The 19,752-nt window shown below is 72.0% G+C and carries 15 protein-coding genes and 1 pseudogene; 12 read left to right on the top strand and 4 right to left on the bottom strand.

Features of this window, described 5'->3' with window-relative positions; translation table 11 throughout:
* Nucleotides 1–11: 11 nt before the first annotated feature.
* Nucleotides 12–806 carry a 3-hydroxybutyrate dehydrogenase gene (locus AB0M46_RS25735; RefSeq protein ID WP_363339757.1) on the bottom strand — a complete coding sequence of 265 codons (795 nt, stop codon included), beginning with the start codon at nucleotides 804–806 and terminating at the stop codon, nucleotides 12–14.
* Between the two features lie 142 nt (nucleotides 807–948).
* On the opposite strand from AB0M46_RS25735, the gene ruvC reads away from it, so the two are divergent.
* The 8 genes from ruvC to AB0M46_RS25695 all read left to right on the top strand — a co-directional run bounded on the left by ruvC (nucleotide 949) and on the right by AB0M46_RS25695 (nucleotide 9,955).
* A complete protein-coding gene (gene ruvC, locus AB0M46_RS25730) occupies nucleotides 949–1,461 on the top strand; it encodes a crossover junction endodeoxyribonuclease RuvC (protein ID WP_363339754.1) in 513 nt (170 codons plus the stop codon).
* Complete coding sequence (gene ruvA, locus AB0M46_RS25725) at nucleotides 1,458–2,066, top strand: Holliday junction branch migration protein RuvA (RefSeq protein WP_363339752.1); 609 nt, start codon at nucleotides 1,458–1,460, stop codon at nucleotides 2,064–2,066. Before ruvC ends, ruvA begins: the two co-directional genes overlap by 4 nt.
* The gene (ruvB, locus tag AB0M46_RS25720; protein WP_363339750.1) at nucleotides 2,063–3,127 is read left to right on the top strand and encodes a Holliday junction branch migration DNA helicase RuvB; all 1,065 of its coding nucleotides are present in this window, start codon (nucleotides 2,063–2,065) and stop codon (nucleotides 3,125–3,127) included. The genes ruvA and ruvB overlap by 4 nt, the downstream gene beginning before the upstream one ends.
* Before the next feature lie 123 nt (nucleotides 3,128–3,250).
* Nucleotides 3,251–3,607, top strand: coding sequence for a preprotein translocase subunit YajC (gene yajC / locus AB0M46_RS25715; protein WP_363339747.1), 357 nt, complete (start codon nucleotides 3,251–3,253; stop codon nucleotides 3,605–3,607).
* Between the two features lie 81 nt (nucleotides 3,608–3,688).
* Nucleotides 3,689–5,524: a protein translocase subunit SecD gene (gene secD / locus AB0M46_RS25710; RefSeq protein WP_363339744.1), complete on the top strand. Its 1,836-nt coding sequence runs from the start codon at nucleotides 3,689–3,691 to the stop codon at nucleotides 5,522–5,524.
* Nucleotides 5,525–5,526: 2 nt separating this feature from the next.
* Complete coding sequence (secF, locus tag AB0M46_RS25705; protein WP_363339742.1) at nucleotides 5,527–6,687, top strand: protein translocase subunit SecF; 1,161 nt, start codon at nucleotides 5,527–5,529, stop codon at nucleotides 6,685–6,687.
* Between the two features lie 84 nt (nucleotides 6,688–6,771).
* Nucleotides 6,772–7,296 carry an adenine phosphoribosyltransferase gene (locus tag AB0M46_RS25700; RefSeq protein ID WP_363339740.1) on the top strand — a complete coding sequence of 175 codons (525 nt, stop codon included), beginning with the start codon at nucleotides 6,772–6,774 and terminating at the stop codon, nucleotides 7,294–7,296.
* A 112-nt stretch (nucleotides 7,297–7,408) separates the two neighbouring features.
* Nucleotides 7,409–9,955: a bifunctional (p)ppGpp synthetase/guanosine-3',5'-bis(diphosphate) 3'-pyrophosphohydrolase gene (locus AB0M46_RS25695; protein ID WP_363339738.1), complete on the top strand. Its 2,547-nt coding sequence runs from the start codon at nucleotides 7,409–7,411 to the stop codon at nucleotides 9,953–9,955.
* A gap of 58 nt (nucleotides 9,956–10,013) precedes the next feature.
* Here the strand turns inward: AB0M46_RS25695 and AB0M46_RS25690 are convergent, their stop codons facing one another.
* Together AB0M46_RS25690 and AB0M46_RS25685 are read right to left on the bottom strand one after the other, a co-directional pair.
* Nucleotides 10,014–10,892 (bottom strand): peptidylprolyl isomerase, encoded by an 879-nt coding sequence (locus tag AB0M46_RS25690; RefSeq protein ID WP_363339735.1) that lies wholly within the window; start codon nucleotides 10,890–10,892, stop codon nucleotides 10,014–10,016.
* Nucleotides 10,893–10,937: 45 nt separating this feature from the next.
* A complete protein-coding gene (locus tag AB0M46_RS25685; protein ID WP_363339733.1) occupies nucleotides 10,938–11,849 on the bottom strand; it encodes a peptidylprolyl isomerase in 912 nt (303 codons plus the stop codon).
* 202 nt (nucleotides 11,850–12,051) lie between these two features.
* Here AB0M46_RS25685 and AB0M46_RS25680 point away from each other — a divergent pair, with 202 nt between their 5' ends.
* The 4 genes and pseudogenes from AB0M46_RS25680 to AB0M46_RS25665 form a co-directional block, all read left to right on the top strand.
* Complete coding sequence (locus tag AB0M46_RS25680) at nucleotides 12,052–12,735, top strand: MBL fold metallo-hydrolase (protein WP_363339731.1); 684 nt, start codon at nucleotides 12,052–12,054, stop codon at nucleotides 12,733–12,735.
* A gap of 6 nt (nucleotides 12,736–12,741) precedes the next feature.
* Entirely contained in the window at nucleotides 12,742–14,070 is a 1,329-nt protein-coding gene (gene hisS / locus AB0M46_RS25675; protein WP_363339729.1) for a histidine--tRNA ligase, read from the top strand.
* Nucleotides 14,071–14,110: 40 nt separating this feature from the next.
* A complete protein-coding gene (aspS, locus tag AB0M46_RS25670; protein ID WP_363339728.1) occupies nucleotides 14,111–15,940 on the top strand; it encodes an aspartate--tRNA ligase in 1,830 nt (609 codons plus the stop codon).
* 43 nt (nucleotides 15,941–15,983) lie between these two features.
* Nucleotides 15,984–17,351: pseudogene (locus AB0M46_RS25665) on the top strand (replication-associated recombination protein A); the annotation flags it as partial.
* A gap of 1,202 nt (nucleotides 17,352–18,553) precedes the next feature.
* On the opposite strand, the gene AB0M46_RS25660 reads toward AB0M46_RS25665, so the two are convergent.
* On the bottom strand, nucleotides 18,554–19,234 hold the full coding sequence (locus AB0M46_RS25660; RefSeq protein WP_363339726.1) for a hypothetical protein: 681 nt from the start codon (nucleotides 19,232–19,234) through the stop codon (nucleotides 18,554–18,556).
* Nucleotides 19,235–19,752: the final 518 nt, after the last annotated feature.

The following is a 19,752-nucleotide window of genomic DNA, read 5'->3' as shown; positions in this document are numbered from 1 at the left end:
CGTCACATGCCCTAGTGTGCGGTCCAGCCGCCGTCGATCGACAGCGACGTGCCCGTGATGAAGCCCGCGACGTCGGTGCAGAGGTAGGCGACGAGCTCGGCGACCTCGGCGGGCTCGATGAGCCGCTTGATCGCCGCGCTGGTCAGCATGATCTTCTCGACCACCTCGGACTCGGCGATGCCGTGGATGCGGGCCTGGTCGGCGATCTGCGCCTCGACCAGCGGGGTGCGCACGTAGGCGGGGTTGATGCAGTTGGCGGTGACCCCGTGCGGCGCGCCCTCCAGGGCGACCGTCTTGGACAGGCCCTCCAGGGCGTGCTTGGCGGTCACGTACGCGGCCTTGAAGGGGGAGGCGCGCAGGCCGTGCACCGACGAGATGTTCACGATGCGGCCCCAGTTCCCGGCGTACATGTGCGGCAGCACGGCCCGCACCAGCCGGAAGGGGGCGGCCACCATCACGGCCTGAATGTGGCCGAAGCGCTCCGGCGGGAACTCGCCCAGCGGCGCCACGTGCTGCAGGCCGGCGTTGTTCACCAGCACGTCGGCGTCGAGGTGCCCGGCCAGGCGGTGCTCGATCGCGTCGAGGTCGGCCAGGTCGGCCACGACGGGGACCACGCCGGCCTCGTCGGCGAGGGTCCTCAGCGGCTCCGCGTCGCGGTCCACGGCGACCACGCGCGCCCCGGCGGCGGCCAGGCGCGCCGCCACGCTGCGGCCGATGCCGCTGCCGGCCCCGGTGACCAGCGCGGTGCGTCCCCGCAGGTCCAGGGCGACCACGTGCGATGGCGAATCGGGGCGTGGCGTCGTCATGGCGGGAAACGTAACGAGGCTCGGCGCGCCCGTCCCATGGGGGCCACCCACATACCTTCCGGGCCTTCGGTGTGTGTGTCGCGGCGAAAGTCCCGCACGATCGTCAGCTAGGGTGTCGAACACACGTATGAGGGGGTGTCGGGTGCGCGTGCTCGGGGTCGACCCGGGGCTGACCCGGTGCGGCGTCGCGGTGGTCGACGGCCTGCCGGGGCGCCCCTGCAAGCTCGTGCACGTCGAGGTGGTCCGCAGCGACCCCGACATGGACCTGTCGCTGCGGCTGCTCAACCTCGACCGGCGCCTGGCCGAGGTGGTGGCCGAGCACGAGCCGCAGAGCGCTGCCGTGGAACGGGTCTTCAGCCAGCACAACGTGCGGACCGTGATGGGGACCGCCCAGGCCGGGGCGGTGGCCATCCTCGCCGCCGCACGGGCCGGCCTGCCCGTGCAGATGTACACCCCGAGCGAGGTCAAGGCGGCCGTCAGCGGCAACGGCAGCGCCGACAAGGCCCAGGTCACCGCGATGGTGACCAGGTTGCTGCGACTCGAGGTGGCGCCGCGCCCGGCCGACGCCGCCGACGCCTTAGCCTTGGCCATCTGTCACGTCTGGCGGGGCGGGGCGCGCGAGCGCCTGAGCACCGCATTGAGGAGGGCCCGGTGATCGCGAGCGTTCGCGGCAAGGTGATGGCGGTGTCGCCGGAGGGCGCGGTCATCGAGGTCGGCGGCGTCGGGCTCCTCGTGCAGTGCTCCGCGCACACGCTGGCCGACCTGCGGGTGGGGACCGAGGCCCGGCTGGCCACCTCGCTGGTGGTCCGGGAGGACTCGCTCACCCTCTACGGCTTCGCCGACGACGAGGCCCGGCAGCTGTTCGAGCTCCTGCAGACGGCCACCGGGGTCGGGCCCCGCCTCGCCCAGGCCGTCCTCTCCGTCCATACCCCCGATGTCGTACGGCGGGCAATCTCCGGCGGCGACACCTCCACGCTGACGAGGGTCCCCGGCATCGGCAAGAAGGGGGCCGAGCGCCTGGTGCTGGAGCTGCGCGACAAGATCGGTGCGCTGCCGGGCGACGGCGCGGCGCTGATCGGCGTCGGGGCCGGCGCGCTGTGGCACGACCAGGTCCGCCAGGCCCTCATCGGGCTCGGCTGGACCGCCGGGCAGGCCGACCAGGCGGTGGCCGCGGTCGCCGAGCAGCTCGACGGGGGGACCACGCCGCCCGTGCCGGTCCTGTTGAAGCAGGCCATCCGGATGCTGGGCACCCTGCGATGACCGACCCCCTGATCAGCGCGTTCGCCTCCGACGAGGACGCGGTCGCCGACCAGTCCGTGCGCCCGAAGCGCATGGCCGAGCTGATCGGCCAGCACCGGGTCCGTGAGCAGCTGCACCTGCTGCTGCACAGCGCCCTGCGCCGCGGCAGCCCGCCCGACCACATCCTGCTGTCCGGCCCGCCGGGGCTGGGCAAGACCACGCTGGCCATGATCGTCGCCGCCGAGCTGAGCGCCGGGCTGCGGATGACCAGCGGGCCGGCCATCGAGCGGGCCGGCGACCTGGCCGCCGTGCTCACCAGCCTGCAGCACGGCGACGTGCTGTTCATCGACGAGATCCACCGCATCGCCCGGCCGGCCGAGGAGCTGCTGTACACCGCCATGGAGGACTTCCGGGTCGACGTGGTGGTCGGCAAGGGCCCGGGCGCGACCGCCATCCCGCTCGACGTCGAGCCGTTCACGCTGGTCGGCGCCACGACCCGCAGCGGCCTGCTCACCGGCCCGATGCGGGACCGCTTCGGGTTCGTGGGGCAGCTCGAGTTCTACGAGCCCGAGGAGCTCGAGCAGATCATCACGCGGTCGGCGCGGATTCTCGACGTGCCGATCATGGAAGAGGGGGCGGTGGAGATCGGGCGGCGCTCCCGCGGCACTCCCCGCATCGCCAACCGGCTCCTGCGCCGGGTCCGCGACTACGCCGAGGTGCGCGGCAACGGCGTGGTCGACCTGAAGGCGGCCCGGTCGGCCCTGCGGGTGTACGACGTCGACGAGCTCGGCCTCGACCGGCTGGACCGCGCCGTGCTCATGGCCCTGCTGCGTCACGGCGGCGGGCCGGTCGGCCTGTCCACCCTCGCGGTCGCCGTCGGTGAGCAGCCCGATACGGTGGAGGAGGTCTGTGAGCCGTTCCTGCTGCGTTCGGGCCTCATCGCGCGCACTCCGCGTGGCCGTATCGCCACGTCGGACGCATGGCGCCACCTTGGAATCCCAGCTCCCGCTGGTACCGTCGGGGGCGGAAATCCCGCAAGCGGCTTGTCACAAACACCGGATCTGTTCAGCTTGGAGCCTTAGCTCCCAGCGTGTCGTGATGCGACCGTGACAGATGCCGGTCTGCGTGGTCTCCGACACACCGACTAGACTCGCCGCGATCCGCTGCGCGGATGCAGTCCACTCGAACAGGGAAGGCCACCACTCGTGTCTTACGCCGACGCCAACTCGGGCGGCAGCAGCGCACTTCCGCTCCTCGTCGTCGTCGCCTTCGCGGCCTTCGTGTACTTCCTCATGATCCGCCCGCAGCAGAAGCGCCGCCGCGAGGTCGAGAACATGCAGTCCGCGATGGGCCTGGGCGACGAGGTCGTGACGGTCGGCGGGCTGTACGGCACGGTGGTCGAGGTCACCGACGACACTGTGCTCCTGGAGATCGCGCCGGGCGTCACCGCCAAGTACGCCCGTGCGGCCATCGCCAAGGTCAACAAGAAGGCGGCCGTCGAAGAGGACGCCGCCGATGAGGAGTCCGACGGCTCGGACTCCTCCAAGACCGACGGCGACTGAAGTCCTGCTCGCAAGCCCGCTCTGTTGAAACATTCACGCCGCGCGAACCCCGCCGGCGTCGTGTAGGGAGACCCGACAGCCGTGGCACAACCTCAGGCACCGATGCGCCCGAGCCGCCAGCTCGCCGTGCTGGCCGCCATCTTCATCGTGCTCGCCGCCATCGTATGGTTCGGCGGCAATGGCGGATGGCGCGACCGGCTCGAGCCCAAGCTCGGCCTTGACTTGATCGGCGGGACCACGGTCACGCTGCAGGCCCAGAACCTGGAGGGCAACAAGCCGCCCACCAAGGAACAGATGGAGAACGCTCGCCGCATCATCGACCAGCGGGTCAACGGCCTGGGCGTGGCCGAGGCCGAGGTCGTCGTCGAGGGCAACAACAACATCGTCGTCTCCCTGCCCGGCAAGAGCGACGACCGGCTGAAGCAGATCGGCCAGACCGCCGAGCTGCGCTTCCGCACGGTGCTCAACCAGACCGGCGACACCGGCGCGACCAACCCGTCGGCCTCGCCCAGCACGCCGGCCTCCACCAGCGCCTCGGCGCCGGCCCCGAGCGGGTCCGCGTCGGCGCCGGCCTCCCCGAGCGGGTCCGCCTCGGCCACGCCGTCGGCCACCGCCACGCCCAGCGGCAGCGCCGCCGCCGCGGACGCCTCGGCCCCCCCGTCGGAGTCCGTCGCCCCGGACGTCGCCACCCAGCGCGCCGCGGTGCAGAAGAAGCTCGGCGCCGGCGTCTGGGCCGCCGCGCTCGCCGAGCAGTCGCCGATCGACTTCAGCCAGGCGCCGGACAAGGCCGATCAGTACAAGGGCTTCAAGGACCTGACGCCGGAAGAGGTCGCCGTGCTGCCGGCCTCGATGCAGTACAACATCCCGTACGTCAACTGCGACAAGCTCAACCACCGGCCCGTCGGCTCGATCCGCAACGACAAGGAGAAGGTCGTCGCCTGCGGCCCCGGCATCAAGTACCAGCTCGACGAGGCCAAGGTCCTCGGCACCGACGTGTCGAAGGCCAGCTCGAGCATCAGCTCGCAGAGCGGCAGGTGGACGGTCAACCTGTCCTTCCACAGCGACGGGCAGAACCGCTGGACCGACCTGACCCGCGAGGCCTACAACAACGGCTCCAACAGCAAGCAGGTCGCCGTGGTCCTCGACAACGGCGTGGTCTCGGCCCCGACGATCCAGAACGTGATCCCGGGCGACGCGGAGATCAGCGGCACGTTCACCAAGAGCGAGGCCCAGCTGCTGGCCAGCCAGCTCAACTACGGCGCCCTGCCGCTGTCGTTCAAGTCGCAGGACGCGCAGAGCATCTCGGCCACCCTGGGCAGCTCCCACCTGGAGGCGGGCCTGCTCGCCGCCGGCATCGGCCTGCTGCTGGTCGTGCTCTACTCGTTCTTCTACTACCGGCTGCTCGGCGGCGTCATCATGATCAGCCTTGTGCTCTCCGGCGTGCTGGTCTTCATGGCGCTGGTGATCCTGGGCCGCTGGATCGGCTTCACGCTGAGCCTCGCCGGCTTCGCGGGATTCATCGTCTCGCTCGGTGTGGCCGCAGACTCGTTCGTCATCTACTTCGAGCGGCTCAAGGACGAGATCCGCGAGGGCCGAAGTCCACGCAGCGCGGTGCCGCGCGCCTGGGTCCGGGCCCGCCGCACGATCATCTCGGCCAACACGATCACCCTGATGGCCGCGGCGATCCTGTACTTCGTCTCGATCGGCTCGGTCAAGGGCTTCGCTTTCGCGCTGGGCGTGGCGACGATCCTCGACCTGGTGGTCGTGTTCCTCTTCCGCCATCCGATCATGACGCTCTTCGCTCGTAGCAAGGCATTCTTGTCACCGAGGGTCAGTGGCCTCGGGCGCGTGCTGGAGCACGCCCCGACGACCGACGAGGGCTCCGCGACCCGTCGTAACCGCCCGAAGGAGGCCTGACGATGAGCGCCAGTGGCATCGCAGCCCGGCTCTACCGTGGTGAGGCCGGCGTCGACATCGTGGGCCGCCGCAAGGTCTGGTTCATCGTCGCCGGCGTGGCGATCGTGATCGCGATCGCGAGCATGCTGGTCCGCGGCTTCACCCTCGGCATCGAGTTCGAGGGCGGCAACCAGTACAACGTCCCGGTCAAGGTCGGCACGCTGGACCAGGTCGAGCAGGCGTTCACCGACGCCGGCGTCTCGGTCAAGACCGGCCAGACGATCGGCGACAGCCAGTACATCATCAAGACCGAGCTGATCAACGACGCCGCCCGGCAGACGGAGATCAAGGACACCGTCGCCAAGCACTTCAACATCGACGCGGCGCAGATCAGCGACAGCGCGGTGAGCACCTCGTGGGGCGGCCAGGTCACCACCAAGGCGGCGCTGAGCCTCGCGATCTTCCTCGCCGCGGTGCTGGTGTACCTCATCGCCCGGTTCGAGTGGCGGATGGCCGCGGCCGCGGTCGCCTCGCTGCTGCTCGACCTGGTGCTGACGGGCGGCGTGTATTCGCTGGTCGGCTTCGAGGTCACCCCGTCGACCGTCATCGGCTTCCTGACAATTCTCGGTTTCGCGCTCTACGACGTCGTCGTGGTGTTCGACAAGGTGCAGGAGAACACCCGGGGCATCACCGGCTCCAGCACGACGACCTACTCCGAGGCGGCCAACCTGGCGGTCAACCAGACGCTGATGCGCTCCATCAACACCGGCCTGGTGGCGCTGCTGCCGGTCGGCGGCCTGCTCTTCATCGGCGCGGGCCTGCTGGGCGCCGGCACGCTGAAGGACCTCGGCCTGGTGCTCTTCATCGGTATGGGCGTTGCGGTCTACTCGTCCATCTTCTTCGCCACGCCCGTGCTGGCCGAGCTCAAGAGCCGCGAGCCGCGGCTGCAGCAGCACGCCAACCGGGTCCAGAACAAGCGCGTGGCGCAGGCCAAGGAGCAGGCGCAGCGGGCCAAGGAGCCGGCCCTGGACAGCGACGGGGTGCCGGTCGGCGTGAAGGCGGTCGAGCGCTCGGAGCTGGCCGGCGCGGCGCCCCGCCCGGGCGCGCGCCCGGCGGCCCGGCCCGGCCAGGGCAAGCGGCCCCGCGCGGGCGGCCGCCCCGGTGGGGGCGGCGCTCGGCGGTAGCCGAACGGCTGTGAGAATCGACGGGCGCCGCGCATGCGGCGCCCGTTCGTGTTGCTGGGATTCGTGTTGCTGGGAGGAGCACCGGTGGAGATCGCCGAGCTGGTCGCGAGCAAGGTGCTGGACGTCCCCGACTTCCCGAAGCCCGGGATCGTGTTCAAGGACCTCATGCCGCTCTTCGCCGACGGTCCGGCCTTCGCCGCCGCGATCGACGCGATCATCGCCGAGCAGGGGGTGGACAGCTTCGACGTGGTCGCCGGGATCGAGGCCCGCGGGTTCGTGATCGCCGCCGCCATCGCCTACGCCACCGGCCGGGGCGTGGTGCCGATCCGCAAGGCCGGCAAGCTGCCCCGGGACACCGTGTCGGCGAGCTACGCGCTGGAGTACGGCGAGGCCACCATCGAGGTGCACGCCGACGCCTTCGTGGCGGGGGAGCGGGTGCTGGTCGTCGACGACGTGCTGGCGACCGGGGGCACCGCCGCCGCCACCCTGGGGCTCATCGAGCGGGCCGGCGGGCGGGTCAGCGGCTTCAGCGTCGTGCTGGAGCTGTCGTTCCTCGATGGGCGGTCCCGGCTGGCCCCGCGCCCGGTTCATGCCCTGTTGACCGTCTGAGAGGCGTTGCCCGGGTGTTTTCGTGCTGTTCCGGGGTTTTCCGCTGGCAGGAAATCCCGGTGGGGCCGGGTAAGCTTGCGGTTCGAAACGTTGTCGGCGTGAGGAGCGGCCGGTGACCGGCGACATCGCACCCCCCATCGAGGGTACGGTCGACCACGTGCAGGATGAACCGCAGGACGTCCATGAGTCTGCCCCGCCGGAGACGGCGGAGGCGGGCGGCGTGGTGCTGCAGTTCCCCGTCGCCCCCAACGGCACCCCCCAGCGCCGGTCCACGGACCGGCCCGGCGGGTCGACCGGGTCGGGGGCGGGGCGCCGCCCGCCCGAGGAGATCCTCGGCGAGGACACCGAGGACCTGACCGACGCCGCCGGGGGCGTCACGGGCGCCGTCGCCGGCATCGTGGGCGCCGCGCCGACCGGCCGCCGGGTGCGGGCCCGGCTGGCCCGGTTCAACGCGCCCTGGCAGAGCCCCTCGGTCAGCGAGGTGCTGGAGCCGCTGATCGCCCAGCACAAGGCCAGCCACCCGAAGGCCGACGTGCGCCTGCTCCAGCGGGCCTACGACATGGCCGAGCACTTCCACAAGGGGCAGTACCGCAAGTCCGGCGACCCCTACATCACGCACCCGCTCGCCGTCGCCACGATCCTCGCCGACCTGGGCATGGACACCACCACGCTGGTCGCCGCCCTGCTGCACGACACGATCGAGGACACCGAATACACGATCGAGCGCATGCAGGTCGACTTCGGCGGCGAGGTCGCGCTGCTCGTCGACGGCGTGACCAAGCTCGACAAGGTCAAGCTGGGCGACGCGGCCAAGGCCGAGACGATCCGCAAGATGGTCGTGGCCATGGCCAAGGACCCGCGGGTGCTGGTGATCAAGCTCGCCGACCGGCTGCACAACATGCGCACCCTGACCTTCCTGCCCCGCCCCAAGCAGGAGCAGAAGGCCAAGGAGACGCTCGAGATCCTGGCCCCGCTGGCCCACCGGCTGGGCATGAACACGATCAAGTGGGAGCTGGAGGACCTGGCGTTCCGCACGCTGTTCCCCAAGCGCTTCGACGAGATCAGCCGGCTCATCGCCGAGCACACGCCCCAGCGCGACTCGCTGCTGCGCACGGTGACCCAGAAGGTGGCCAACGACCTCAAGACGGCCAAGATCAAGTCCGAGGTCACCGGCCGGCCGAAGCACCTGTACTCCGTGTACCAGAAGATGATCGTGCGCGGCCGCGACTTCGGCGACATCTACGACCTGGTGGGCGTGCGCATCCTGGTCGACACGGTGCGCGACTGCTACGCGGCGCTCGGTGTGATCCACGCGAACTGGCAGCCCGTGCCGGGCCGGTTCAAGGACTACATCGCCATGCCGAAGTTCAACATGTACCAGTCGCTGCACACGACGGTCATCGGACCCACCGGCAAGCCTGTCGAGCTGCAGATCCGCACCTATGCGATGCACCGCACGGCGGAGTACGGTATCGCGGCGCACTGGCGCTACAAGGAGACGAAGAACGCCACGATCGCCGGCCCGCCGGCGCACATCGACGAGATGACCTGGCTGCGGCAGCTGCTGGACTGGCAGCGCGAGGCGAGCGACCCGAGCGAGTTCCTCGACGCGCTGCGCTTCGACCTGTCCAGCCAGGAGGTGTATGTCTTCACGCCCAAGGGCGACGTCATCGCGCTGCCCACCGGCTCCACCCCGGTCGACTTCGCCTACGCGGTGCACACCGAGGTCGGGCACAAGTGCATCGGGGCGCGGGTCAACGGCAAGCTGGTGCCGCTGGAGAGCACCCTGTCCAACGGCGACGTGATCGAGATCTTCACGTCGAAGTCGGAGACCGCCGGCCCCACGCAGGACTGGCTGGGCTTCGTCAAGAGCCCCCGGGCCCGCACCAAGATCCGGCAGTACTTCAACAAGGAGCGCCGCGAGGAGGCGATCGAGGCCGGCAAGGAGGCGATCGTCAAGGCGATGCGCAAGCAGGGGCTGCCGCTGCAGCGCCTGCTCACGTCCGAGTCGCTGATGACCATCGCCCGCGAGCTGCACCTCACCGACGTGGCCGCCCTCTACGCCGCGGTCGGCGACGGCCAGGCCTCGGCACAGTCCATCGTGCAGCGGCTGGTGGCCGGCTACGGCGGCGAGGAGGGCGCGGTCGAGGACATCGCCGAGACGGCGATTCCCACGCGACCGGCCCGGACGCGTACCGCGGCCTCGGACCCGGGCGTGGAGGTCCTCGGCGTCGACGACGTGTGGATCAAGCTGGCCCGCTGCTGCACGCCGGTCCCCGGGGACGCGGTGTTCGGCTTCGTGACGCGCTCCGGCGGGGTCAGCGTGCACCGCGACGACTGTGCCAACGCGGCGGACCTCAAGGAGCAGCCCGAGCGGGTCCTGGAGGTCAGCTGGAAGCCGACGAGCGCGTCGACCTTCCTGGTGGCGATCCAGGTCGAGGCCCTCGACCGGCACAAGCTCCTGGCCGACGTGACCCGGGTGCTGTCCGACGAGAAGGTCAACATCCTGTCCGCGACCGTGACCACGACCCGCGACCGGGTGGCGATCAGCCGGTTCTCGTTCGAGATGGCCGACCCGAAGCACCTCAACCACCTGCTGGCGGCCGTGCGGCGGATCGACGGGGTCTACGACGCCTACCGGGTCACGTCCGGCGCCTGAGGCAACAACAGTGAGGGCCGCCCCCACGCGGGGGCGGCCCTCACTTCGTCTGAGCCGGTTACGGCTGCGGGGTGCTCATCGTCAGCGAGTTGATCTTCACTTCGGTCTTCGGCTTGCCCTCGCTGGCCGGGGCCGACGGCTCGGCCGACGGCTCGGGCTGCACGCCCGCCGCGGCGATCTTCTTGACCAGGTCGAGGCCCTCGGTCACCCGGCCGATGACCGTGTAGTTCGGCTTGAGCTGGGCGCTGTCCTCGATGTCCTTGTACACGATGAAGAACTGGCTGCCCGTGGACGCCGGCTGGCCGTTGTTCGCCATCGCGACCACGCCCTCGGCGTAGGCCGGGCGCTTGTCCGTCGGGAGGTTCTCCTCCGCGTAGCGGTAGCTCGGGCCGCCGTAGCCGGTGCCGGACGGGTCGCCGCACTGCAGCACGTACACCTGCTGCAGCACCAGGCGGTGGCAGATCGAGTTGTCGAAGAACTTCTTGCTCGCCAGGTAGGTGAAGCTTTCCGCGGCGCACGGCGCGTGGGCGGTGTCCACCTGGATCTTGATGGTGCCGGCGGAGGTGTCCAGCGTCATCGTCTGGGTGCCGGTGCGGGCCTCGCCGGTGGCGGGGGGCAGGCCGACGTCCTTGGTGTACTTGGCCGTCTCCGGGTCCGGCGAGGCGGAGGTGCTCGGGTGGGCCATCGGCAGGAACGAGCAGCTCGTCGGCGTCGGCGTGGCCGAGGGGTCGGCCGCGGCCTGGTTCTTCTTGTCGCCGTCGCTGGTCACCGCGATGACCACCCACGCCGCCGCGAGCAGCACGATCAGGGCGCCCGCCCCGGCTGCGATCGTCGTATTCCGACGCCGCCGGACCCGGGACTGCTCGGCCCGATGGCTCATCTCCCGCTCCAGCCGCGCACGCGCTGCGGCGCGCTGGCGGTCCCGGTTGGTGGTCACGGTCGGTACTCCTTGCTCAACAGGGAAGGGATGGGGTGGCTACGACTACGACTTGCTGCTCGGCGTGCCGGCCGAGGGGGCGGCCGACGTCCCGGGCGCCGTGGACGGCGCCGTCGAGGGGGCCGGGGTCGGCTGGGAGTCGTCCGGCGCGGTGTCGGTGACGGTCAGCGAGCTGATCTTCACGTCCTCCTTGGGCTTGCCGTCAGCCGAGCCGTCGGCGGTGCCGGTCTGGCCGATCTTCTCCAGCACGTCCAGGCCGCCCGTGATGGTGCCGAAGATGGTGTAGTCGGCCGGGTACTGCACGTCCTTGAAGACCAGGAAGAACTGGCTGCCGTTGCTGTCCGGCTGCGCCGAGTGCGCCATCGCGATGGTGCCCTTCGGGTACAGCGCCTTGTCGCCCGCGGCGGCCGAGGGGGCCGCGTCCGTGCTCGGCTCCGCCGACGGGGCCAGCGGCGACGGCACGTTCTCGTTCGGGAAGCGGTAGGCCGGGCCGCCGGTGCTGGTGCCGGACGGGTCGCCGCACTGCAGGATCGCGTCGGTCACCCGGTGGCAGGGGGTGTTGTTGAAGAAGTTCTTGCTGGCCAGGTAGGTGAAGCTGTTGACCGTGCACGGCGCCTTGGCCGGGTCGAGCTTGGCGGTCACGGTGCCCTGGCCGAGGCTGATCGTCATGGTCTTGACGCCGTTCTTGACCACGTCGTTCGTCGGCGGCTTGCCGACGTCGGTGACACCGTTGCCCGCGTCCACGGAGGTGTATGCGCAGTCCGCGACCCTGGCGGGGGTCGACGAGAAGCCGCCGGTCTTCCAGATCACCAGCAGGACGAGCAGCGCGAGCACCACGGCGCTGCCGATTCCTGCCTGCCACTGGCGACGGCGGCGTGCGGCCGCTGCCCGCCGGGCGATCTGTCGTTCCGCCTTGGCCCGCGCCAAGGCGCGCTGCCGGCTCTTACTGGAAGCCACCGGTGCTCCCCTCCAGGAAAATACATTTGGGTGCCACGTCACACGCCCGCCAGAGTGTACGGGTAGAACCCGGAATGCGGGTCGCCGCCCGGTCACGGTTCGCTGTGTCTGACCTCCGGATAGGGTCTACCTGCTGCCCGCTTTGGTTTGGCGCCCGCCGCAGACGGGTGTCAGCGGGACATCGACAGGGAGGAGCACCCCCGTGCTGGTAGCCGGGTTCCCCGCCGAGGCGTTCGGGACCAACTGCTTTGTCGTGGCCCCCGCGCCGGGAGAGCAGTGCGTCATCGTCGACCCGGGCATCGGGGTCGCCGATCGGCTCGATGAGCTCATCGCCGAGCATCGGCTCCAGCCGGTTGCGGTGCTGCTCACGCATGGTCACCTCGACCATACGTTCTCCGTCACCCCCGTCTGCAACGCCCGCGGGATCACCGCCTACATCCACCCGGACGACGACGAGATGCTCGCCGACCCGGCCAAGGGCCTCAGCGCGGACCTCACCGCGCTCTTCGGCGGGCGGCTGACCTGGAGCGAGCCGGAGGACGTCAAGCCGCTCGCCGACGGCCTGGTGCTGGAGCTGGCCGGGCTGCAGCTGGCCGTCGACCACGCGCCCGGGCACACCCGCGGCTCCGTGATGTTCCGCGGCGAGGACGAGGGCGAGCGGCTGGTCTTCTCCGGCGACGTGCTCTTCCGCGACTCGATCGGTCGCACCGACCTGCCTGGCGGCAGCCTGGAGCAGATGATGGCGAGCCTGCGCGACAAGGTGCTGACCCTGCCCGACGACACGGTCGTGCTGCCCGGCCACGGGTCCGAGACCACCATCGGGCGGGAGCGCGCGCACAATCCGTACCTCCGTGAGGCGCTGCAGGCGCCGCGTAAAGGTTGGTAGAGAACGATGACCCGACCCACGCCGCTGTCCGGCTTCCCGGAGTGGCTCCCCGCCCAGCGCCTCGCCGAGCAGCAGGTGCTGGACCGGCTGCGCCGCACGTTCGAGCTCTACGGCTTCGCGCCGCTGGAGACCCGCGCCGTCGAGCCGCTCGACCAGCTGCTGCGCAAGGGGGAGACCTCCAAGGAGGTGTACACCCTGCGCCGGCTTCAGGCCGTTGATGGCGTTGACGACGAGGTGAGCCTTGGGTTGCACTTCGACCTGACCGTTCCGTTCGCCCGTTATGTCCTCGAAAATGCTGGCAAGCTGCAGTTCCCCTTCCGGCGCTACCAGATCCAAAAGGTGTGGCGGGGCGAGAAACCGCAGGCCGGCCGCTATCGGGAGTTTCTCCAGGCCGACATCGACATCGTCGACCGGGACACCCTCCCGCCCCACTACGAGGCCGAGATCCCCCTGGTCATCGGCGACGCGCTGCGCTCGCTGCCGATTCCGGCCGTCCGGATCATGGTGAACAACCGGAAGCTCTGCGAGGGCTTCTACCGCGGCCTCGGCCTGGGGGACCCCGAGGAAATTCTCAGGATAGTCGACAAACTCGACAAAATCGGTCCGAGTGCCGTGGCCGAGCTGATCATCGGGGCCGGCGGGACCGAGGCGCAGGCCAAGGCCTGCCTGGCGCTGGCCGAGATCCGCTCGCAGGACGCGTCCTTCGCCGACGCCGTGCGCGCCCTCGGCGTCGAGCACCCGCTGCTGGACGAGGGCATCGCGGAGCTGGCCGCCGTCGTGGAGACCGCCCGCGAGCACTCGCCGGGGCTGGTCGAGGCGACGCTGAAGATCGCCCGGGGGCTCGACTACTACACCGGCACCGTGTACGAGACGGAGCTGGTCGGCTACGAAAAGTACGGCTCGATCTGCTCCGGCGGCCGGTACGACAACCTCGCGAGCGCCGGCAAGGACGTCTTCCCCGGCGTCGGCATCTCCATCGGCGTGTCCCGCCTGCTCGGCCTGCTCTTCGACAGCGACGCCCTCGCCGTGAGCCGGCCCACGCCGACCGCGGTGCTCGTCGCGCTGTGGAGCGAGGAGGAGCGGGCGGGCAGCAACCGCATCGCCGCTGCCCTGCGCGCCCGGGGGATCGCCACCGAGGTCGCGCCCGTGCCGGCCAAGCTGGGCAAGCAGATCCGCTACGCCGAGCGGCGGGGCATCCCGTTCGTGTGGTTCCCGGCCAGCGCCTCGGCCGAGGGTGGCGACCAGGTCAAGGACATCCGCTCGGGCGAGCAGGTGGCCGCGGACAGCGGCGCGTGGAACCCCCCGGCCGCGGACATGGCGCCGACCCTGCAGTGAAAGAATGGGACGTCTTGCGTAGTTCGCCGAAGGAGACCCCGTGATCCGATCCCATGAGTCCGGCACCCTGCGTGGCGCCGACGCCGGAACGACCGTGACGCTGGCCGGCTGGGTGGCCCGCCGCCGCGACCACGGCGGGGTCATCTTCGTCGACCTCCGCGACGCCTCGGGCGTCGTCCAGGTGGTCTTCCGCGAGGAGATGGCGGCCGCGCACGCGCTGCGCAACGAATACTGCGTGCTCGTCACCGGCGACGTGCGGCCCCGCCCGGCCGGCAACGAGAACCCCGACCTGCCCACCGGCGAGGTCGAGGTGGTCGCCACCGGGCTCGAGGTGCTGTCGGAGGCCGCACCGCTGCCCCTGCCGATCGACGACGCCGAGGCGGCCAGCGACGACGTGCGCTACCGCTACCGCTACCTCGACCTGCGCCGCTCGGGCCCGCACAAGGCGATGAAGCTGCGCAGCCGGGCCAACCAGATCGCCCGCAACCTGCTCGCCGAGCGCGACTTCGTCGAGGTCGAGACGCCGACGCTGACCCGCTCCACGCCGGAGGGGGCCCGCGACTTCCTGGTGCCGGTGCGCCTGCAGCCGGGCACCTGGTATGCGCTGCCCCAGTCGCCGCAGCTGTTCAAGCAGCTGCTCATGGTCGGCGGCCTGGAGCGCTACTACCAGATCGCCCGCTGCTACCGCGACGAGGGCTTCCGGGCCGACCGCCAGCCGGAGTTCACCCAGCTGGACATCGAGATGTCGTTCGTGACCCAGGACGACATCCTCGAGCTGGGCGAGTCGATCGTCCGCGCGCTCTGGTCCGACCTCGCCGGGCACGAGATCGCCGGCGCCATCCCGCACCTGACCTGGCACGACGCCATGGCGCGCTACGGCTCCGACAAGCCCGACCTGCGCTACTCCGTGGAGCTCACCGAGCTGACCGAGTACCTGCGCGGCACCGAGTTCCGCGTGTTCGCCGGCGCCATCGACGCGGGCGGCTACGTCGGCGCGGTCGTGATGCCCGGCGGCGCCGCCCAGACCCGCAAGGAGCTCGACGGCTGGCAGGACTGGGCCAAGGCGCGCGGCGCCAAGGGCCTGGCCTACGTGGTCCTCGACGCCTCCACCGGCGAGCCGCGCGGCCCGGTGGCGAAGAACCTGTCCGAGGAGCACCTGGCGGGTCTGGCGGACTTCGTCGGCGCCAAGCCCGGCGACGCCGTGTTCTTCGTCGCCTCGACCGACCGCCGCGGGGCCCAGGAGCTGCTGGGCGCGGCCCGCATCGAGATCGCCAAGCGGGCCAACCTGGTGGACGAGAGCGCCTGGGCGTTCTGCTGGATCGTCGACGCGCCGATGTTCGAGCCGACGGACCCCGACGCCGGCGGCACCGGCGGCGGGGCGAAGGGCTGGACCGCGGTGCACCACCCGTTCACCTCGCCCAACCGCGACTGGATCGACCGGTTCGAGGAGGCGCCGGGCGAGGCCCTCGCCTACGCCTACGACATCGTGTGCAACGGCAACGAGATCGGCGGCGGCTCGGTCCGTATCCACCGCGGCGACGTGCAGCGCCGGGTCTTCGACATGCTCGGCATCTCGGCCGAGGACGCCGCCGACAAGTTCGGCTTCCTGCTCGAGGCGTTCAAGTACGGCCCGCCGCCGCACGCCGGCATCGCCTTCGGCTGGGACCGCATCTGCATGCTGCTGTCCGGCGCCGACTCGATCCGCGAGGTCATCGCCTTCCCGAAGACGGGCGGCGGCTACGACCCGCTGACCGGCGCGCCCACGGCGATCACGGCCGAGCAGCGGGCCGAGGCGGGCGTCGACGCCAAGCCGAAGGCCCCCGCGCCCGCGTCCGCCGACGTCAAGGTCCCGGTCGAGCGCTCGAAGTGAGCTCCGGACTGTAGGGTCTGGGCCCGTGGACGGCTTGTTTGAAGTGCAACCATCCGGTGCCGACTGGGTTTCTTCGCAAGGGAGCTCAGTCGCACCGGGTGGCTTCACCGACGTTGCGGCCGACTCGCCGCTCGCGGTGCGGATGCGCCCGGTCAGCCTCGACGAGCTCGTCGGCCAGCAGCACCTGCTGGCCCCGGGCGCACCCCTGCGCCAGCTCGTCGGCGGCGCCTCGCCCATGTCGGTGATTCTTTGGGGCCCGCCCGGCTCCGGCAAGACGACCATCGCGCACCTGGTGGCCGGCGCGACCGACCGGCGCTTCGTGGCCCTCTCCGCCCTGTCCGCCGGGGTCAAGGACGTCCGCGCCGTAATCGACACCGCCCGCCGCGAGCGCCGCCGGGGCGGCCCGCCGACGGTGCTGTTCATCGACGAGGTCCACCGGTTCAGCAAGACCCAGCAGGACTCGCTGCTCGCCGCCGTCGAGGACCGCACGGTGACCCTGCTGGCCGCGACCACCGAGAACCCGTACTTCTCGGTCATCTCGCCCCTGCTGTCGCGCTGCGTGCTGCTCACGTTGCAGCCGCTCACCGACGACGACGTGCGGGCGCTGCTGCGCCGGGCGGTGACCGACGAGCGGGGCCTGGACGGCGCCGTGACGCTGGACGACGATGCCGAGGCGCATCTGGTACGGCTGGCCCGCGGCGACGTGCGAAAGGCCCTCACCGCGCTCGAGGCCGCCGCGGGCGCCGCGATCGCGCAGGGCGCCCCGACCGTCGACCTCGCCACGGCGGAGAAGGCGGTCGACGTGGCCGCGCTGCGCTACGACCGCGACGGCGACGAGCACTACGACGTGGTCAGCGCGTTCATCAAGAGCATCCGCGGCTCGGACGCCGACGCCGCCCTGCACTACCTCGCCCGCATGATCACGGCGGGGGAGGACGCCCGGTTCATCGCCCGGCGGCTGGTCATCTCGGCCAGCGAGGACATCGGCATGGCCGACCCGACCGCGCTGCCGATCGCCACCGCGGCCGCGCACGCCGTGGAGTACGTCGGACTCCCCGAGGTCCAGATCGTCCTCGCCCAGGCCGTGATCCATCTCGCCCTCGCCCCGAAGTCCAACGCGGTCGTCACCGCCATCAACGCCGCGATGGCCGACGTGCGGGCCGGGCACGGCGGTGCAGTTCCCGCGCATTTACGCGATTCGCACTACAGCGGGGCCAGCCGGGTCGGGCACGGGAAGGGCTACAAATATCCGCACGATCACCCCATGGGTGTTGTGCAGCAGCAGTACACCCCGGAAGGGCTTGGCGACCGGGAGTACTACCGCCCTACGGGCCATGGCGCAGAGCGCGCCGTGGCGGAACGATTGCCCAAGCTGCGGCGTATCGTGCGGGGGGCCGTAGCGTCCGCCGAGGCGAATGACGCTTCGGAACCGACCAGCACGGAGGAGCGGCACCGGTGACATCGGGTCGGGACGAGGCCAAGAAGCGGCGCGGCCGCGGCAAGGCCGAAGAGGGCCCGAGCGACGAGGACCTGGGCTGGCTGGCGGAGCTGCGTAGCGCGGGCCGCGAACCCGGCGAGGACGACCTGGGCGGCTTCGCCGCGCCCGCAGCCGACGTGCTCGACCGGGTGAACCCGCGGCGCGCGACGCCGCCGCAGTCCCGCGGTGACGCCCCGATCCCGGCCCAGCCCGGCCCGCCGTCGTTCGGCCGCTCGTCTTCGGCTCCCTCCGCTTCGGCTCCGTCCGGGGGCGGTGCGGCCCCGGAGGGCTCGCCGCCGCCCCCGGCCGAGCCGACCCAGGCGTGGCGGCTGCCGCGAAAGGCCGACCGCGACGCATCCCCCGGCCCGTCCGGTGCGGGGGCGGCGCCGGTGGTGCCCCCACGGGACGCCGCCGAGCCGACGCAGGCCTGGCGGGCGCCCCGAGGGGCAGAGCGTTCCCGTCCCGACCCCGAGGGCGAGGCGCCGCCCCAGGATTGGCGCACGCTGCGCGATGCCGTGCGGGAGTCCCCGGCCGGGTCCCGCCGCACGGCCCCCGGCGGCCCAGACTCGAGCGGAGCCTCGCCAGCGGCGTCCGGCCGCGCGTCGACTTCTGGCGGCGCGGCTGCCCCAGCCGGTGGTGCCTCGGCGCCCGGTCGCGCGTCGGCTCCCGGCGGCGTGGCCGGGTCGGCAGATGGTGCTGCGGCGTCCGGTCGTGCGTCGACTCCCGGCGGTCCGGTCGGGTCGGCTGGTGGTGCTGCGGCGTCCGGCGGCGCGGCTGCTCCGTCCGGTCGCGCGGCCCGGTCCGGCGGCGGGTCCTATGGCGGTGCCGCGGCCCCGTCCGGCGGGGCGACGCGTTTCAGCGGCCTGGCGGGGCCCTCCGGGGGTTCCTCCGCACCCTCCGGACCCTCCGCAGGTGCTTCCGCGCCGGAGCCGAAGGAGGCGTGGCGCCTCCCACGGGGTGCGGGGCGCGAGTCGACCTCCGGCTCGAGGCCTGAGGTCTCCGGCGCATCGGGCGTGCCGGATATCTCCACCGCGCCGGATATTTCGGGTACGCCGGACGAGCAGCGGCGCGAGTCGCCCTCGCGGGGCCGCAGGGCCGCCGGCGAGGACGCCGAGCCTTGGCGTTCCGCGGCGGAGTCACCCACCGGCGGCCGCCGCCGCGCGTCCCGTGCCGACAAGCAGGAATCGCCGGCCGGGGACCGGCGGCCCATTGGCGGCCAGGAACAGGAGTCCCCGGCAGGGGGACGGCGAGCCTTCGGTGGCCAGGAGCAAGAATCCCCGGCTGGTGGCCGGCGGACCTTTGGTGGCCAGGAACAGGAGTCCCCGGCAGGAGGACGGCGAGCTTTCGGTGGCCAGGAGGAGGAGTCGCCGGCTGGTGGCCGGCGGGCCTTCGGTGGCCAGGAGGAGGAGTCCCCGGCTGGTGGCCGGCGGGCCTTTGGTGGCCAGGAGCAGGAGTCTCCGACTGGCGGCCGGCGGCGTGCGGCCGGCGGCCAGGAGGCGGAGTCGCCCACCGGCCGGCGTGGGTCCGGGGACGAGGCGCAGGAGTCGCCCACCGGCGGGCGGCGGCGTGCGCGCGACGATGAGCAGCACGAGTCGCCGAGCGGCGGCCGGCGGGCGGCCCATGCGCTTCCCGAGCCGCGCTCGGGCGAGCCGGGGCCGGCCAGCGCTGGACGGGCCGCCGAGTCGGGCCGGGCCTCCGGCGGCGGGCGCCGACACGCGGCCGAGCCCGGCGAGCCGGCCGCCTTCCGCGCCGGCCCGGGAGCCGGACCCCGCGGCGCCGAACCCCGTGTGCCCGACCCGCGCAGTGGCGACGTGCACAGCGGCGACATCCGCGCCGGCGACCCGCGCTCGGGTGACGTCCGTGGTCGCGAGTCGCGCACCGGCGACCTGCGTGGCGGTGATGCCCGGGGTGGCGGTACGCGTGCGGGTGATGTCCGTGCTGACGCGCGTACCGGGGACGTGCGGGACGGCGGCACGCGTGCGGGTGACGCGCGCGCCAGGGACGTGCGGGGCGGCGGTGCGCGCACGGGTGATGTCCGTGGTGGCGAGCCCGCAGGGGAAGAGCGTGGTCCCGGGACGCAGCGGGGCGGCAACGGTCCCGGCGCTCAGGGGCCCGGTGGTCGTGGGGGCGGTTCCGGTGAGATCGGGCGTCCCGACGGACCCGGAGAGCCTGGGCGTTCCGGCGGGACGGGTGGACCCGGTGGGCCGGGCGGTCGCGACACGGGCGTTGCCGCGGGCCCCGGTGGGCCGGGCGGACGCGGGGCGGGCGGCGGACCAGGGGGACCGGGCGACCCCGGAGCCGGCGGCGGGCCAGGTCCGCGCGGTGGGTCCGGTCA

It is taken from the genome of Dactylosporangium sp. NPDC051485 (assembly GCF_040682015.1).
Classification (GTDB): Bacteria; Actinomycetota; Actinomycetes; order Mycobacteriales; family Micromonosporaceae; genus Dactylosporangium.
This window is presented reverse-complemented; position numbering and strand designations above follow the sequence as displayed.

Excerpts from the sequence above, each read along its gene's own strand:
- AB0M46_RS25735 (WP_363339757.1), bottom strand. The coding sequence starts at position 806 with ATGACGACGCCACGCCCCGATTCGCCATCGCACGTGGTCGCCCTGGAC.
- ruvB (WP_363339750.1), top strand. The coding sequence starts at position 2,063 with ATGACCGACCCCCTGATCAGCGCGTTCGCCTCCGACGAGGACGCGGTC.
- secF (WP_363339742.1), top strand. The coding sequence starts at position 5,527 with ATGAGCGCCAGTGGCATCGCAGCCCGGCTCTACCGTGGTGAGGCCGGC.
- hisS (WP_363339729.1), top strand. The coding sequence starts at position 12,742 with ATGACCCGACCCACGCCGCTGTCCGGCTTCCCGGAGTGGCTCCCCGCC.